At 75.3% G+C, this 15,394-nt stretch carries 14 protein-coding genes; 7 read left to right on the top strand and 7 right to left on the bottom strand.

All coding sequences use genetic code 11. From position 1 onward, the window contains the following. Positions 1 to 86 precede the first annotated feature (86 nt). Entirely contained in the window at positions 87 to 1,028 is a 942-nt protein-coding gene (locus HNR12_RS09040) for a glycerophosphodiester phosphodiesterase (protein ID WP_179767063.1), read from the top strand. Here HNR12_RS09040 and HNR12_RS09035 read toward each other — a convergent pair. The 4 genes from HNR12_RS09035 to HNR12_RS09020 all read right to left on the bottom strand — a co-directional run bounded on the left by HNR12_RS09035 (position 1,025) and on the right by HNR12_RS09020 (position 5,276). Next, positions 1,025 to 2,611 (bottom strand): beta-N-acetylhexosaminidase, encoded by a 1,587-nt coding sequence (locus HNR12_RS09035; protein ID WP_179767062.1) that lies wholly within the window; start codon positions 2,609 to 2,611, stop codon positions 1,025 to 1,027. The genes HNR12_RS09040 and HNR12_RS09035 overlap by 4 nt on opposite strands. An 80-nt stretch (positions 2,612 to 2,691) precedes the next feature. Beyond that, positions 2,692 to 4,527 (bottom strand): asparagine synthase-related protein, encoded by a 1,836-nt coding sequence (locus HNR12_RS09030; protein ID WP_179767061.1) that lies wholly within the window; start codon positions 4,525 to 4,527, stop codon positions 2,692 to 2,694. Positions 4,528 to 4,839: 312 nt separating this feature from the next. After that, positions 4,840 to 5,118: a hypothetical protein gene (locus HNR12_RS09025; protein WP_179767060.1), complete on the bottom strand. Its 279-nt coding sequence runs from the start codon at positions 5,116 to 5,118 to the stop codon at positions 4,840 to 4,842. After that, a complete protein-coding gene (locus HNR12_RS09020) occupies positions 5,115 to 5,276 on the bottom strand; it encodes an AsnC family transcriptional regulator (protein WP_218901895.1) in 162 nt (53 codons plus the stop codon). The genes HNR12_RS09025 and HNR12_RS09020 overlap by 4 nt, the downstream gene beginning before the upstream one ends. 487 nt (positions 5,277 to 5,763) lie before the next feature. On the opposite strand from HNR12_RS09020, the gene HNR12_RS09015 reads away from it, so the two are divergent. The 3 genes from HNR12_RS09015 to HNR12_RS09005 all read left to right on the top strand — a co-directional run bounded on the left by HNR12_RS09015 (position 5,764) and on the right by HNR12_RS09005 (position 8,450). After that, complete coding sequence (locus HNR12_RS09015) at positions 5,764 to 6,705, top strand: DMT family transporter (RefSeq protein WP_179767059.1); 942 nt, start codon at positions 5,764 to 5,766, stop codon at positions 6,703 to 6,705. After that, complete coding sequence (locus HNR12_RS09010; RefSeq protein WP_179767058.1) at positions 6,702 to 8,006, top strand: glycosyltransferase; 1,305 nt, start codon at positions 6,702 to 6,704, stop codon at positions 8,004 to 8,006. Before HNR12_RS09015 ends, HNR12_RS09010 begins: the two co-directional genes overlap by 4 nt. Before the next feature lie 129 nt (positions 8,007 to 8,135). Then, positions 8,136 to 8,450: a hypothetical protein gene (locus HNR12_RS09005; protein WP_179767057.1), complete on the top strand. Its 315-nt coding sequence runs from the start codon at positions 8,136 to 8,138 to the stop codon at positions 8,448 to 8,450. A 21-nt stretch (positions 8,451 to 8,471) separates the two neighbouring features. On the opposite strand, the gene HNR12_RS09000 is transcribed toward HNR12_RS09005, so the two are convergent. Next, complete coding sequence (locus HNR12_RS09000; RefSeq protein WP_179767056.1) at positions 8,472 to 9,416, bottom strand: LysR family transcriptional regulator; 945 nt, start codon at positions 9,414 to 9,416, stop codon at positions 8,472 to 8,474. A 158-nt stretch (positions 9,417 to 9,574) separates the two neighbouring features. Between HNR12_RS09000 and HNR12_RS08995 the strand changes: the two genes are divergently transcribed. Then, a complete protein-coding gene (locus tag HNR12_RS08995; protein ID WP_179767055.1) occupies positions 9,575 to 10,894 on the top strand; it encodes a pyridoxal phosphate-dependent aminotransferase in 1,320 nt (439 codons plus the stop codon). Between the two features lie 163 nt (positions 10,895 to 11,057). Here the strand turns inward: HNR12_RS08995 and HNR12_RS08990 are convergent, their stop codons facing one another. Beyond that, entirely contained in the window at positions 11,058 to 12,236 is a 1,179-nt protein-coding gene (locus tag HNR12_RS08990) for a glycosyltransferase family 4 protein (RefSeq protein ID WP_179767054.1), read from the bottom strand. A 194-nt stretch (positions 12,237 to 12,430) separates the two neighbouring features. On the opposite strand from HNR12_RS08990, the gene HNR12_RS08985 reads away from it, so the two are divergent. Together HNR12_RS08985 and HNR12_RS08980 are read left to right on the top strand one after the other, a co-directional pair. Next, positions 12,431 to 12,679 carry a DUF6457 domain-containing protein gene (locus HNR12_RS08985; protein ID WP_179767053.1) on the top strand — a complete coding sequence of 83 codons (249 nt, stop codon included), beginning with the start codon at positions 12,431 to 12,433 and terminating at the stop codon, positions 12,677 to 12,679. Positions 12,680 to 12,894: 215 nt separating this feature from the next. Further along, on the top strand, positions 12,895 to 14,310 hold the full coding sequence (locus HNR12_RS08980; RefSeq protein WP_179767052.1) for an alanine/glycine:cation symporter family protein: 1,416 nt from the start codon (positions 12,895 to 12,897) through the stop codon (positions 14,308 to 14,310). A gap of 131 nt (positions 14,311 to 14,441) precedes the next feature. On the opposite strand, the gene thiD is transcribed toward HNR12_RS08980, so the two are convergent. After that, positions 14,442 to 15,266, bottom strand: a complete 825-nt coding sequence (gene thiD, locus HNR12_RS08975) for a bifunctional hydroxymethylpyrimidine kinase/phosphomethylpyrimidine kinase (protein WP_179767051.1) — start codon at positions 15,264 to 15,266, stop codon at positions 14,442 to 14,444. Positions 15,267 to 15,394 lie beyond the last annotated feature (128 nt).

The following is a 15,394-nucleotide window of genomic DNA, read 5'->3' as shown; positions in this document are numbered from 1 at the left end:
CCGCGGGATCGCCTGGCTGACACTCCGCGGTAACCGTCCGAGCCGACCCTGGAACGGTCCGTGATGCGCTTCAGCAGAGGAGTGACATGTTTCGACGGTTCGGCCTCGCGGTGGCCGCGATGGCGCTGGCGCTCGTCGGAAGCGGGGGCGCGGCGGTGGCGGTGGTCGCCCAGCCCACCGCCCCCTCGGCGCCCGCCCGCCCTTCCACCGGTTCCGCCGATCCCGGCCGCGACACCCGGGTTCCGGCCGTGTTGGACGTCGCCCACCGCGGCGCCTCGGCCTACGCCCCCGAGAACACCTTGGCCGCCATCGACACCGCCCGCGACCTGCGCGCCACCACGGTCGAGATCGACGTGCAGCGCACCCGGGACGGAGAGCTGGTGGTCATCCACGACACCACGCTGACGCGCACCACCGACGCCGAGGAGGTCTTCCCCGGCCGCGGCTCCTACGCGGTCGCCGACTTCACCCTCGCCGAGCTGCGCCGGCTCGACGCCGGCTCCTGGTTCGGCGCCGAGTTCGCCGGGGAGCGGGTGCCCACCTTCGAGGAGGCCCTGGCCCGGCTCGCGCGCCACCGGCTCAACCTGCTGCTGGAGGTGAAGTCGCCCGACCTCTACCCCGGCATCGAGGCCGACATCGCCGACACCCTGGCCGAGCACTCCTCGTGGCTGAAGCCCCGGCCGGCGTGGAAGTGGCCCCGGCTGACCATCCAGAGCTTCGACTGGGAGTCGGTGGCGCGTTCCCACGAGCTGCTGCCCGACGTGCCCCACGGCCTGCTCGGCCTGGTGCCCGCCGAGGACGTCGACGACTACGCCTGGGCCGACCAGATCAACCCCAGCCACACCGTGATCGACGCCGACTACGTCGAACTGGTGCACGAGGCCGGCCTGGAGGTGCACACCTACACCGTCAACGAGCCCGACGACATGCGCGCCGCCATCGACGCCGGTGTCGACGGCATCATCTCCGACCGGCCCGACGTCGCCCGGCGGGTGATCGCCGAGGAGACCGCGGCGGTGCGGCCCTAGCTGCGGGGCGACCAGCCCGCCACCCCCGGCCGGCGCTGCCAGGGCAGCGGTCCGGCCGGGGGCCGGTACTCCACCCCCAGCGCGTCCAGCCGGCGCAGGTGGTCCCGCAGGCGGGGCCAGAACTCCGCGTACTCGCGGGTGTCGCGGGTCCACACCGTCTCGGCGAAGGCCGACAGCCGGGGGAACACCATGAAGTCGACCGAACGGGGGGTGTCCATGTGCTCGGTCCACACGTTGACCTGCGCCCCCAGCACCCGGTCGGCGCCCGAGGCCGCCAGTTCCGGCGGCACGGGGTCGGCGGTGTAGACGTCGGCGGTGGTGAGCACGGTGCCCACCGGCACGGGCTCGTCGGGGTCGGCCGACTGGCGGTAGTCCAGGTAGGAGGTCGCGGTGGGGCACATCACCACGTCGTGGCCGGCCCGCGCCGCCGCGATCCCGCCCTCGGTGCCGCGCCAGGACAGCACCGTGGCGCCCTCGGCCAGGCCGCCCTCCAGGATCTCGTCCCAGCCCAGCAGCCGCCGCCCGCGCTCGGCGAGGTAGGCGTCGAACTGCCGGATGAACCAGCTCTGCAGCTCGTCCTCGTCGGCCAGCCCCTCCTCGCGGATGCGCCGCTGGGCGGTCTCGCTGGTCCGCCACTGCTTCTTGGGGCACTCGTCGCCGCCCACGCACACGTACCGGCTGGGGAACAGCTCCAGCACCTCGTCGAAGACGCCGCGGTAGAAGTCCAGCGTGGTGTCGCTGACGTTGAGGACGGTCTCGATGACCCCCCAGTCGCGGCCCACGTCCACGGGGTCGCCCTCGCCCAGTTCGGGGTAGGCGGCGATGGCCGCCTGGGAGTGGCCGGGGATGTCGATCTCCGGCACCACCGTGATGTGCCGGGCGGCGGCGTAGGCGACGATCTCGCGGATGTCGTCCTGGGTGTAGAAGCCCCCGTGCGGGCGGCCGTCGTAGACGGGCGGCTGGCCCGCGCCCACCTGGCTCTCCGCGCGCCAGGCGCCGACCTCGGTCAGGCGCGGGTAGCGCTTGATCTCGACGCGCCAGCCCTGGTCGTCGGTCAGGTGCAGGTGCAGCACGTTGAGCTTGTGCATGGCCAGCAGGTCGATGAAGCGCAGCAGGCCGTGCTTGGGCATGAAGTGCCGGGCGACGTCGAGCATGCAGCCCCGCCAGGCGAACCGCGGCCGGTCGGTGACGCGCACGCTGGGCAGCGTCCAGTGCGCGGCGCCGGCCAGGGGCGCCCGCCGGAACGCGTCGGGGGGCAGGAGTTGACGCAGGGTCTGGGCGCCGTAGAACACCCCGGCGGGGTCGTTGCCCACGATCAGCGCGCCCTCGCCGTCGACGATGAGCCGGTAGCCCTCGGTGCCCAGCCCGGCGGCGGCGTCGACGCTGAGCCGGATCTGCGCGCTCTCGCCGTCGCCGCGCGGGAACGGCAGCCCGGTGGCCGCACCCAGTTCGGCCCGCAGCCACGCCTCGGTACCCCGGGCCGCGCTGTCGGCGTCGATCCGGGTGGACGGCGTCAGGACCAGGCCGTCATAGGCTCCGGTCGCCAGCTCGGCGGGCCGGGGCAGCAGCGAGAAAGCGGGCACGGGGGGCTCCCATCCGGTCTAGACCAATGGCCAGACCATGGTGCCACGACCCGTCCGAAAAGGACATGGGCGGCCCGCGGCTACCGCACGGGCACCCGGATCCGCTCGCTGCCGGGCCCCAGCGGCGCGGTGGGGGACAGCCACTCGTTGGAGAGCAGCACCGCGAGGGTGTAGAGGTGCCACACCTGCCCCGGGCGGCGGACGGGGTCCTCGTTGAGCAGGCGCTCGGTGCGCTCTTTGTCCACCAGTTCGAACAGTTGCGGGGTGTCGAGGATGCGCTCGCGCATGGGCGCGAGGTACTCCCCGCCCAGGCGGCGGCGCCAGTCGAACCCGCCCCTTGCGGTGGTGGCCGTCAGGGCGGGCCGCGCCCGCCCCGTCCAGCGGCGCGACCGGCGGGCGTCGAAGCGCCAGGGCCGCCCCTCGACGGGCAGCGCGGCCAGCGGCGGCGCCAGCCGCGCGATGAGCCGGTACACCACCTCCTCCGACCAGCGCCACCGCGGCGACAGCGTCATGGCCTCCCAGCGCACCCGGTGGTCCAGGAACGGGTGGTACATGCAGAACCCGATCAGGGTGGCCGTGCGCGACCCGGGCAGCCACCGGCCGCTGCGGAACCGCAGGAACATCCGGTCCAGCACCACGGCGAGGTCGTCGGTCTCGGCGGTGTAGCGCCGGAAATAGCGGTCGGCCTCGGCGTTGGCCTGCGGGGTCATCAGCGCCGCCTGGGCGCGGGTGATGGTCTCGACCTTCTTCAGCAGCGCCGAGCGCTCCAGGCAGGGCTGGTCGTTGAGCCACCCGCCCCGCAGCGCCTCGCCGCCCGACCCCGACAGCCGGGCCTCCAGCAGGAACGACGTGGGCGCGATGACGTTCTCGAACGCGGAGTTCATGCCCTCGGTCATGCGCACCAGCCGGGCGGTGCGCGGCAGCGGGTGCTCGGCCAGCACCGCGTCGTCCTCGACCTCGGGTTCGGTGACGCGGTGGTCGGTGACACCCAGGCGCGCGCAGATCCGGCGGGCCAGGACGACGTCGGGGTGGTCGGCGAACCCGCGCGTGGTGGCGCGGAACGGGATGCGCGCGGCGTGCAGCAGCGCCGCCACCAGCCGGCTGTCGCGCCCGCCCGTGAGCGACAGCGAGATCGCCTCGTCGTGCCGGCGCACCGGCGCCACCGAGTCCACCAGCGCCTCGGTCAGCGCCGCCAGGCGGGCGCGGCGGGCCAGGGGGCGGCGCGGGGCCGGCTCGGGCCGGGGCAGCGGGCGCGACACCACGCGCGCCACGCCGTCGCGCACCCGCAGCGTGCTCAGCTCGGTGAGGGTGGAAATTCCCCGGAAGGGCGTGTGGTCGCTGATGTAGAACCCGTGCCGCACCAGCGCCTGCATGGGCGCGACGTCGTAGTCGGGGGCGGGCGGCATGGGGGAGTCGGGGCCCTCCTCGGCGGCGCGGGCCACCAGGTGCACCAGGGCGGCCCGGTTGCCGATCACGTGCAGGGCGGCCCGCTCGCAGTGGTAGACCGGGTCGTTGCGGGTGAGCGAGGTGACCGCGTCCACACCCCGGGGCAGCGCGCGGAAGATCCCGAACGCGCCCGCGGTGCGGTCGGCGAGCGGACCGGGGTCGCCGGGCTCGGCGCGCAGGCGCTCGGCGTCGGCGGGGTCGGCCAGGTAGCCGGTGTAGCCGAAGACGCCGTCCTCGCCGTCGACGCGCACGGGCGTGAGCGGCCGGGGCAGCCAGGGGTGCTCGGGTTCGTTGGTCCACGCCATCAGCACGATGTTGTGCCGCGGGGCCTCCCAGGAGGAGTGCCGCAGTGTCTCGGCCGGGACGGGCAGCACGCGGTGGGCCAGGGTCCGCGCCGCGGCGACCACGTGGTCGGCGACGGGCGCGCGGTGGTCGGGCTCGGCGGAGCAGAGTGCCAGGTAGAAGCGCATGTGCGTCTCCGTTGGGTGGTCGCTGCGGCAGGCGGCGGTGCGGCCGCACCCGTCGCGGATGAGGCTGCTCCCAGTTGACGCCCCGGCTACCCCGGCGGTGGCCCGGCACGGGCCGGTTCACGCAGATGTCGGCGGCTGTTCACCTGGTAAGGGCTTGCCGGCGGCGCGCGGCCCCGTGGGGCCGGAGGCGGCCACCGGCCGGTCCCGGACACCCCGGCGGGCCGGCGGCACCGAGCACGCCCGCCGGCGCGCGGGCGGCGGCGGGCGCGCTCGGCGGCCTCCCCGGGAGGGCGCGCCTCCGTGGACGGGCCCCTAGAGCGCCGGTGTGACCAGGTCCAGCCGGATCCAGGTGTCGGTGACGCGCACGCCCGGCAGCGCGCGCAGCCGCTCGAACACCGTGCCCAGGCCGGCGACCGAACCCGCCGCGACGGTCCCCACCAGGTCGGCGCCGCCCAGGCAGCGGGCCAGGAACCGGGTGTGCTCCCACCCGGCGATCCCGGCGACCGCGGCGGCCCCCTTCGCCGCCGGCCGCGCCGTGAACCCGCCGTGCCGCCCCATCCCCACCGCCTCGGGGTCCAGCAGCGCGGTCACGGCACCGCGCCGCCCCGGACCAGCCGCATCACCCGCGCGCGCACCGCGCCCGCCGACAGCCCCACGCGCCCGGCCAGCGTCTCGAACGGCAGGCGGCCGTCGGCCCGCAGCTCCCGCACGATGGCGGCGTCGACGCCGTCCGGTTCCAGCGCGCTCACGGCACTCACCTACCTGGTTCGGGGGTGTCCCAATTCTGCCGAACCCGCGCCCGCCCGCCCGGCCCCGCGGCGCGGGGCGCCGCGCGGGGGGTTGACACGGCGCCCACCGGGAAGGAGGCCGGGCGGGACCCGCTCGCGTCACCGACTCTTGCCCTGATGTTTCCGGTGATTCCCCGGAAGGCGAGCGAGAGGTCAGACACGGCCGCTATCCAGGACACACGCGGTGCGCGGCGGACGCCGGAACCGCCGCGCGGCGGCGGCCGAGGGCGCCGCGCGCCGCGACCGCCGGGGGGGAGGAGGGCGCACCGGCACGGTAGGGCTGGCACCACCCCGATCCGGGTGGTGACGTTATCGCCCGCTCCAGGAGCCGCCGCGTAGCGTTTCGGACAGGCGGAGCGCTCACCTCGGCGCCGCCCAGTACCGACGAGGGGGAGACGATGCCGGATCGGCCGCCGGATCCCGCCGGCCCGCGAGAGAGGAGGCCGGAATGCTGATCTGGTCCATCCTCATCGCCCTGGCGGGGGCCTTCTGCATGGCGCTGGGGTCGGCCCTCCAGGAGCGCGACGCCGTGCGCGCCCCCGGGCACAGCGTCGCCCGGTTCGGGTTCCTGCTCCACCTCGCCCAGCGCCCGCGCTGGCTGCTGGGCACCCTGGGCGCCGGGGCCGGCGTGGTCCTGCACCTGGTCGCCCTCAGCGGCGCCCCCCTCACCATCATCCAGCCGATCGGCGTCACCGGCCTGATCTTCGCCATCGTGCTCTCGGCGGTGTTCAACCGGCGCCGGGTCCGGCCCGGGCAGATCGTCGCCGGCGGGGCCGTCATGGTGGGCCTGGCCGGGCTGCTCCTGCTCTTCCCGCACACCGCCCAGACCCCGCACATGGCCACCGGCACCGCCCTGGCGCTGGCCGGCTCGGTCGCGGCCGTGGGCTGCGCGGCCTACGCCGCCGCCCACTGGCTGCCCCCCGCCCTGCGCGTGCTGCTGCTGGCCGCGGTCGGCGGCGTGGCGCTGGGCACCACCTCGGCCCTGGCGCGCGTGGTGGCGGCCAACGCCGTGGTCGACGCCACCGCCGTACTGAGCTGGCTGACCGTGCTGTGCGTGGCGGTGGCCGTGTTCGGCGGGCTGTTCCAGCAGAACGCCTACCGCACCGGCCACTTCGCCGCCGCCTACGCCACGCTGCTCGTCGTCGACCCCATCACGGGGGCCGGTATCGGCGCGCTGCTGCTGGGCGAGGGGCTGCCCGCCACGCCACTGGACCAGGCCCTGGCCGCCGGATCCGCGCTGCTGGCCATCGCCGGCACGGTCGCGCTGGCCGTGGCCCGCAACCGCAACCCCGAGGCGGCCCGGCACCGGACAGGGGATCCCGCACCGGCCGGCACCGCGCTTTCCACGACCTCCGTCCACTCGACGACGACTCCAGGAGACTCCCGATGACCCCGTTGAGCCAGCGCACACAGCTGCGCGCCGGCGTCCGAGCCGCCGCTGCGAACCCGGCCCGCCTGCGCGTCCTGATCGCGGCCGACACCTATCCGCCCGACGTCAACGGCTGCGCCTACTTCACCCACCGGCTGGCCACCGGGCTGGCCGCCCGCGGCCACGACGTGCACGTGGTGTGCGCCTCGCCCACCGGCGAGCCCGGGGTCCGCCGCCGGGACGGGGTCACCGTGCACGAGCTGCGCTCGGTGTCGGTGCTGGTCCACGAGTCCATGCGCACCACCCTGCCGCTGGGGATCAACGGCCACCTGGACCGGCTGATCTCCCGGCTGCGCCCGCACGTGCTGCACGCCCAGAGCCACTTCACGACCTGCCGCGCCGCCATCGGCCGCGCCCGCCGGGCCGGGGTGCCCGTGGTCCTGACCAACCACTTCATGCCCGACAACCTGTTCGCCCACGCGCACGTGCCCGGCCGGCTGCAGGAGCTGGTCGGCGACCTCGCCTGGCGCGACATGATCGCGGTGGCGCGCACCGCCGACTACGTCACCACGCCCACCCGGCGCGCCGCCGACCTGCTCACCGGCAAGGGGCTGGACCGCCACGTCGAGGCGGTGTCCTGCGGCATCGACCTGGAGCGCTTCCACCCGCGCCCGGCCGAGCGCGCCGCGGCGCGCGCCCGCTTCGGCCTGCCCGACCGCGACACCATGGTGTTCGTCGGCCGGCTGGACGAGGAGAAGCGCATCGAGGACCTGATCCGGGCGCTGCCCCGCGTCCACGGGGAGCGCGACCTCCAGTTGGCCCTGGCCGGCACCGGCCAGCGCGAGGAGCGCCTGCGCCGCCTGGCGGCCGAGCTGGGTGTGGCCGACCGCGTGCACTTCCTCGGGTTCGTGCCCGACGCCGACCTCCCGCTGGTCTACGTGGCCGGGGACGTGTTCGCCATCGGCAGCGTGGCCGAACTGCAGAGCATCGCCACACTGGAGGCGATGTCCACCGGCCTGCCCGTGGTGGCGGCCGACGCGCTCGCCCTGCCGCACCTGGTGGAGGAGGGCCGCAACGGCTACCTCTACTCGCCCGGCGACGTCCCCGCGCTGGCCAAGCGGCTGGCCGAGGTGCTGGCCGACCCCGGCACCCGCGCCGCCATGGGCGCCGCCAGCCGCGAGATCGCCCGGCGCCACGACCACGCGCGCTCCCTGGACCGGTTCGTCGAGATCTACACCGAGGTCCGGCCGCGCCCGATGTCGCGGCTGCGCACGCCCGCGGCCGCCGGGGCGCGCGTCCGCCGCCAGGGGATGGCCGCCTGACCGGCCGACGATCCGGGCGAACGGGAGAAAGCGCCGAAACGGCCCGGTATACCGACAACTCACTCACTTTCCGTATTCTTTGCGCGACTCTCCGGTGATGGCCTCGCGCCGCGCGGTTAGACACCCCCTGTGTGGTTCGTCGGGACGGGCCGGGGCGGCAGGGCCGCGCAGATCCACGGGATCGCGGCCCGGCTGCGGAAGGTCCAGCGGGAGGCCGATGAGCGCGAGGCCGCGCTCATCGGCCTGGAGCGCGTCCACACCGACATCCAGCGCCAGGTCCAGCGCGCCGAGGAGGAGCTGGCCGAGCTGCGCCGCCGCCGGATCGAGGCGTACTCGCGCTGGTGGGCGGTGCGCGAGGAGCGCGACCGCGCCCGCCACGTGGCCCGCCGGCTGCGCCGCCGCCTGGAGCGCCTCCACCACCGGCCGCGGCCCTTCGGCGGCTGAGGGCGCGGGCCGCCGCCCGCCTCAGCCGGGTGCCGCGCCCAGTTCGGCGTCCAGGTCGCGCCGCACCTCGGCCGCCGTGCGGCGCAGCGCCCGCAGGGTGGCCTCGATGGCCGGGCGGCGCATGCTCGTGGCGCGCACCACCGCGTAGACCTCGCGGGTGGGGCCCACACCGGGCAGCCTGCGGAAGGCCAGCCCCCCGGTGCCGGCCGCCAGCGCCAGCGCGGGCACCGCGGCGATCCCGATGCCCCGCGCCACCAGGCTGAGGATCGTGCTCTGCCCCTCGAACTCCCAGGCCGTGGTCGGGGCGCCCCCCACGTCGGCGAACAGGCGGTCGATGCCCGAGCGCGAGGGCTCGCTGCGCGGCGCCGCGATCCACGGCTCCTCGCGCAGCTCCCGCAGGTCGACGGGAACGGCCGGGTCGGCCAGGCGGTGCCCCCGGGGAACCGCCAGCACCATGGGGTCGTGCAGCAGGTGCACGTGCCGCAGCCGCCCCGCGCCGCTGTCGGGCCGGTCGCCCGACCAGTCGTCGACCAGCGCGATGTCGACCTCGGCCGAGGCCACCTGCCGGATCCCGGCGGCCCCCATGCTCTGCCGCAGCACCAGCTGCATGTTCTCGTGCACCCGCAGGCCCCGCGCCAGCAGCGGCGCGAAGGCCACCGCGCCGGTGGGGAAGGCCGTGACGGTGACCTGGCCGGCGGCGACCCCCCGGTGCTCGGCCAGCACCGACTCCGCGGCCTCGACCATGGCCAGGATCTGCTCGGCGTGCTCGACCAGCAGCCGTCCGCTCTCGGTCAGCTCGGCGCTGCGGGCGGTGCGGTCGAGCAGGGCGGCCCCGGCCTCGCGCTCCAGCGCCGACAGCTGCTGGGAGACCGCCGAGGGGGTGTAACCCAGCGCCTCGGCGGTAGCGGCGATGGTGCGGCGCTCGGAGAACTCCTTGAGGATCCGCAGCCGACGCAGGTCGAGCATAAGCCGAGCTTATCCTCTGCATGCAAAAGATTCGCTGGTACTGATGCACCGGATTGGGCAGTGTGGCGTGTGACAGCCGGACGCCTGCGGCGTCCGGCGGCAGACCACGGGCTCGGAGCCGTTTCGAGCCGCCTGGACGATGCGGAGTTGATCGCTTCATGTCTGTCACCGTGTCCGCCACCCTCGCCGTCAACGAAGCCCTGGCCGAGCGCCGCCGCCGCGGCCTGCCCGTCCTACCGCTGGGCTTCGGAGAGGCCGGGCTGCCGGTCCACCCCTCCATGCGCGACGCGCTGTCGGCTGGATGTGACAGGAACGCCTACGGCCCGGTCGCCGGCACGGCCGAACTCCGCGAGGCCGCCGCCGGCTACTGGCGCCGCCGCGGCCTGCCCACCGACCCCGACCTGGTGGTGGCCGGCCCCGGCAGCAAGCCGCTGCTCTACGGCCTGCTGCTGAGCATCGGCGGCGCGGTCGCGGTGGCCGCGCCCAGTTGGGTCAGCTACGCCGCCCAGGCCCACCTCTCCGGCCACGGCTGCGTCCAGGTGCCCACCGACCCCGCCCAGGGCGGGCTGCCCCAGCCCGACCTGCTCGCCGCCGCCGTCGAGGACGAGCGCGCGCGGGGCCGCGACATCCGCGCGGTGGTCGCCACCCTGCCCGACAACCCCACCGGCACCCTCGCCGACGACGCCACCGTGCGCCGCCTCGCCCACACCGCGCGCGAACTCGACCTGGTGATCATCTCCGACGAGATCTACCGCGATCTCGTGCACGACCCCGGCGCCGACTTCCACAGCCTGGCCGAGTACGCGCCCGAGCGCACCGTCGTCACCACCGGCCTGAGCAAGAACCTCGCCCTGGGCGGGTGGCGGCTGGGGGTGGCCCGGCTGCCCGACAGCCCCTTCGGCCGCCTGCTGCGCGCCGACCTGCTCGGGGTGGCAAGCGAGATCTGGTCCAGCCCGGCCGCGCCGGTCCAGCAGGCCGCCGCCTACGCCTTCGGCGAGCCGCCCGAGATCGCCGACCACATCGGCCGCAGCCGCCGCCTGCACGGCATCGTCATCCGCGAGGTGGCCGACCGGTTCGCCGCCGCCGGCGCGCTGGTGCCCGCGCCCCAGGCGGCCTTCTACACCTACCCCGACCTCGAGGCGTGGCGCGGCCACCTCGCCGCCGAACACGGCGTGCGCACCGGCCGCGAACTCGCGGCGCTGCTGCTGGAGGACTACGGCATGGGGGTGCTGGCCGCCGCGGAGTTCGGCGAGAACGAACGCGCCCTGCGCCTACGGGTGGCCTCAAGCCTGCTCTACGGCGACACCGAGGCCCGCCGGCACGCGGCGCTGGCCGCCGACGACCCGCTGGCGCTGCCCTGGATCCGCGCCCACCTCGACCGCCTCAGCGAGGTGCTGGAGCGGGTCGGCCCGGGCGCGCGGCGCGCGGCGGCGCGGGTGCCCGCCCCGGCGGTGCGGGCGGTGCCCAAGGCGGGATGAGCCGTCCGGCCGGCCTGGCGCGGATGGCCGGCCGGACCCACGGCATGTGGGAGACAGCGGGGGCGGCGGGGAGGACCGCGGGGAGCGCGGTCAGCGGGAGCGACACCCGGTCATCGCGGAAGGGCCGGGCGCGCTCCCGCGCCGCGGACAGCGTAGCGCCCGTTCAGGCGTGCAGCCGCATCCGGGGCAGGTCCACCTGCCCCGGGGCGATCACCGAGCGGTAGTGGCCGATCAGCTGGTCGCCGACGACCTCCCAGGTGCGGCCCTCCACGGCGGGCCGCGCGGCGGCGGCCATACGCCGGCGCAGCGCTCCGTTGTGGATCAGCCGGCCCACCGCCACGCGCAGCTCGCGCACCGATTCCGGGGCGTAGAGCAGGCCCGTGCGCTCGGGCTCGACCAGGTCCAGCGGGCCGCCGGCCGCCGGCGCCACCACGGGCACGCCCGAGGCCAGGGCCTCCTGGATGGCCTGGCAGAACGTCTCGTCGGCGCCGGTGTGCACGAACACGTCCATCGAGGCGTGCAGCCGCGACAGCTCCTCCCCGGTGCGCTGGCCCACGAACACCGCGCCCGGTATCCGGCGGCGCAGCCGTGCCCGGTCGGGGCCGTCGCCCACCACCACCAGGCGCGCCCCGCGCAGCCGCGCCACGTGCGCCAGCAGGTCCACCCGCTTGTCGCGGGAGAGGCGGCCGATGTAGCCGACCAGCACCTCGCCGCCGGGTGCCAGCCGCCGGCGCAGCTCCTCGTCGCGGTGGCGGGGGTGGAAGCGGTCGGTGTCCACGCCCCGCTGCCACAGGCTCAGCCGGGGGAACCCGCGCTCGGCCAGGGCGCGCAGCGTGGCGGTGGAGGGCACCAGGGTGCGGTCCACCGCCGCGTGGACCTGGCGCAGCAGGGGCCACAGCGCGTCCGCGCCGGGCACGCCGTGGCGCGCGGCGAACCCGGGCAGGTCGGTCTGGTACACGGCGACGGTGGGCAGGGCCAGCGGTCGGGCCACCTCGACGGCGGCGCCGCCCAGCAGCACCGGCGAGGCCAGGTGCAGCACGTCGGGGGCGAAGGCGCGCAGCGCCGCGGTGACCAGCCGCCGCGCGGGCAGGCCCAGCGAGAACGACCGGTAGCCCGGCAGCGGGACGCTGGGCAGGCGCAGCACCGGATAACCCGCGTAGGTGGCGGGACCGGCGCCGGGGGCGAGGATGAGGGCGTGGTGGCCGCGCGAGCGGAGGTGGTCGGCGACCCGGCACACCGAGTTGGTGACACCGTTCACCTGGGGAAGGAACGACTCCGTCACGATCGCCACGCGCAGCGGGTCGGCGGGGTCGGGGCTGAGGGATGGGTAAGGCGGGCGCATGCGGCTCTCCCGTTCACGGGACGGCTCCTGGGCGGCACCCTAAGCAGCCAGAATGAACCGGTTCGTACCGCAGGCATACGCGCGGTCAACGGCCCGCCGCCGGGAATGCGACATCTTCGGCGGCCCTTCGCGGCCGTGCCGTCGTAGGATCGCCACCTGTCGTGCATTCGCCCCCACCAGCCCCAGGAGTCGCCATGACCCTCGTCGAGTGGGCGCAGCAGGTCTGCGCCGAACTGGACCTGCCCGAGGAGCTCGGCAAGGCCGACGTGGACCGCGTGCTGGACCTCGCCAAGGACGCCGCCCACTCGATCGCGCGCCCCGCCGCCCCGGTCACCACCTACCTCGTGGGCATCGCGGTGGGCCGCGGCGCCGACCCGCAGGAGGCCGCGGCGGCCGTCGCGGCGCTGGCCCGCGCCCAGGCGGCGGAGTCCGACACCGCCTGAAACGCCCACGTCACCCGCGCGTAACACCGCGTTCGGCGCAACCGTGGTGTGGGTCAATCGTGATGCCCGCGTGACGCGGGGGTGTGACCCTTTCTCTGCGCTGACCCGGGCCCGCCCCACACCGCGAGGCCCGGGCCCGGCCTCGCCCCGCGCCCCGCACACGGCACGGCGAGGCGGTGGCCAGCGCCCCCGATCCGACCGACAGGGAGTCGTCCATGGCGCAACTCCAGGAAATCCTGGGTGAAATCTCCTCAGTGGTGTGGGGACCCTTCGTCCTCATACCGCTGCTGCTGCTCACCGGCCTCTACCTGACGATCCGGCTGCGCCTGCTGCAGTTCCGGGTCCTCTTCCACGCGCTGTGGCTGGCCCTCTTCCGCCGCACCGAGGGCGGCGACGCCCAGGGCGACATCTCCCACTACCAGGCGCTGAGCACGGCCCTGGCGGCCACGGTCGGTGTCGGCAACATCGCCGGCGCCGCGCTGGCGATCACCGCGGGCGGCCCCGGCGCGCTGTTCTGGATGTGGGTGGTGGCCGCGCTGGGCATGGCCACCAAGTACAGCGAGGCCCTGCTCGGCGTGAAGTACCGCCGCCCCGACGCCCGCGGCGAGCAGAGCGGCGGCCCGATGTTCTACCTGCGCTACGGCCTGCCCGGCGGGCTGGGCCTGGTGCTGGGCGGCGCCTTCGCGGTGTTCGGCGCGATCGCGTCCTTCGGTATCGGCAACGGCACCCAGGCCAACACCGTGGCCCTGCAGATGGAGGACGTGTTCTCCATCCCGCCGTGGATCTCGGGCATCGTGCTCGTTGTGGTGACCGCCCTGGTCGTGATCGGCGGCATCAAGAGCATCGGCCGGTTCGCCTCGGCGGTCGTGCCGCTGATGATCGTCTTCTACATCGTCATCTCGCTGCTGGTGCTCATCGCCCACATCGGCGACCTGCCCGCCGCCATCGCGCTGGTGTTCACCGAGGCGTTCACCGGGCGGTCCGCCACCGGCGGCCTGCTGGGCTCGGCGCTGCTGTTCGCGATCCAGCAGGGCGTGGCCCGCGGCATCTTCTCCAACGAGTCGGGCCTGGGCACCGGCGGTATCGCCGCCGCCTCGGCGAAGACCGACCAGCCCGTGCGCCAGGCCATGGTGTCCATGACCCAGACCTTCATCGACACCATCATCGTGGTGTCGATGACCTGCCTGGTCATCATCGTCACCGGCGCCTGGGAGACCTCCACCGACGACGGCTCGCTGCTGACCGCCCAGGCGATGTCCGACGGCCTCGGCGCGATCTCGCCGGCGCTGGCCCCGCTGGGCACCTACGGCGTGGCCATCTCGGTGATGTTCTTCGCCTTCACCACCATCGTGGGCTGGTCCTACTACGGCGAGCGGTGCATCGACTTCCTCGTCGGGCGCAAGGGCGTGTTCCCCTTCCGCCTGGTGTTCGTGGCGGTCGTCTACATCGGCGCGACCGTGCCGCTGGACGTGATCTGGTCCTTCAGCGACATCGCCAACGGCCTGATGGCGCTGCCCAACCTCGTCGGCCTGCTGCTGCTGTCGGGCGTGGTGGTCGCCGAGACCAAGAAGTACTTCGCCAACCCCGACTGGAAGAACCCGGACTCCACGATCGTGGACGTCCGGTCCTAGCCGGCCGGCCCGGCCGCCGGCCCTCGCCGGGGCCGGCGCCGCGCACCCCCACGGGGGCGCCCCGCACCGCGGGGCGCCCCCGCCGTTCGTCGCGGGCGTCCGCAGCGCCGCCCAGGGCCGCCGGCGCCGCCTCAGCCCCGGCGCCGCGGGGCGTCCCACCAGGCGTGGAAGTGGTGCGTGGGGCCCTTGCCGCGGCCGACGTCGAGGTCGTCGGCGCGGCGCAGGGCCTCGGTGAGGTAGTCCTTGGCGTCGCGCACCGCGTCGTCGTAGTCGCGGCGGCGGGGCAGCAGCGCGGCGATCGCCGAGGACAGGGTGCAGCCGGTGCCGTGGGTGTTGCGGGTGGCGACGCGTTCGGCCGTGAACGTCGCGACCCGGCCGTCGGGGGCCACCAGCAGGTCGGTGCTGCTCTCCCCCTGCAGGTGGCCGCCCTTGAGCAGGACCCGGCGGGCGCCCAGCGCCAGCAGGCGCTCGGCCTGCTCCCGCATCGAGGAGAGGTCGTGGCGCTCCTCCTCGCCGAGCAGTTCGGCGGCCTCGGGCAGGTTGGGGGTGATGAGGTCGACGCGCGGGACCAGGCGGGTGCGCACCGCCTCGATCGCCTCGGGGGCCAGCAGCCGGTCGCCGCTCTTGGCCACCATCACCGGGTCCAGCACCACGTGCGGCGGGGCGTGGCGGTCCAGCGCGTCGGCGACCGCCTCGACGACCTCGGCGTTGGCGAGCATGCCGATCTTGACCGCGTCCACGCGGACGTCGCCCAGCAGGGTCTCCAGTTGCGCGGCGACGAAGTGCCCGGGCACCTCGTGCACGGCGGTGACGCCCGTGGTGGACTGCGCGGTGAGCGCGGTGATCACGGCCATGCCGTAGCCGCCCAGGGCCGAGAACGTCTTGAGGTCCGCCTGGATCCCGGCGCCGCCGCTGGGGTCGCTGCCGGCGATGGACAGGATGTTGCAGCTGCTCACGCGCGTCCCTTCGGATGCTGGGTGGTGGGCCCCCGACCGCGCCCGCCGGGCGCCGCGCGCGCGAGCGGCGGGGGAGCCGGGCGTGCGCGGGTGCGGGGGCGTCCGGCGCCCCGGTCGGCGCCATGATC

The sequence above is a fragment of the Streptomonospora nanhaiensis genome, assembly GCF_013410565.1.
GTDB classification, from domain to species: Bacteria; Actinomycetota; Actinomycetes; order Streptosporangiales; family Streptosporangiaceae; genus Streptomonospora; species Streptomonospora nanhaiensis.
This window is presented reverse-complemented; position numbering and strand designations above follow the sequence as displayed.

Excerpts from the sequence above, each read along its gene's own strand:
- HNR12_RS09000 (WP_179767056.1), bottom strand. The coding sequence starts at position 9,416 with ATGCTCGACCTGCGTCGGCTGCGGATCCTCAAGGAGTTCTCCGAGCGC.
- HNR12_RS08985 (WP_179767053.1), top strand. The coding sequence starts at position 12,431 with ATGACCCTCGTCGAGTGGGCGCAGCAGGTCTGCGCCGAACTGGACCTG.
- HNR12_RS09010 (WP_179767058.1), top strand. The coding sequence starts at position 6,702 with ATGACCCCGTTGAGCCAGCGCACACAGCTGCGCGCCGGCGTCCGAGCC.
- HNR12_RS08980 (WP_179767052.1), top strand. The coding sequence starts at position 12,895 with ATGGCGCAACTCCAGGAAATCCTGGGTGAAATCTCCTCAGTGGTGTGG.
- HNR12_RS08990 (WP_179767054.1), bottom strand. The coding sequence starts at position 12,236 with ATGCGCCCGCCTTACCCATCCCTCAGCCCCGACCCCGCCGACCCGCTG.
- HNR12_RS09030 (WP_179767061.1), bottom strand. The coding sequence starts at position 4,527 with ATGCGCTTCTACCTGGCACTCTGCTCCGCCGAGCCCGACCACCGCGCG.
- HNR12_RS09015 (WP_179767059.1), top strand. The coding sequence starts at position 5,764 with ATGCTGATCTGGTCCATCCTCATCGCCCTGGCGGGGGCCTTCTGCATG.
- HNR12_RS09040 (WP_179767063.1), top strand. The coding sequence starts at position 87 with ATGTTTCGACGGTTCGGCCTCGCGGTGGCCGCGATGGCGCTGGCGCTC.
- HNR12_RS08995 (WP_179767055.1), top strand. The coding sequence starts at position 9,575 with ATGTCTGTCACCGTGTCCGCCACCCTCGCCGTCAACGAAGCCCTGGCC.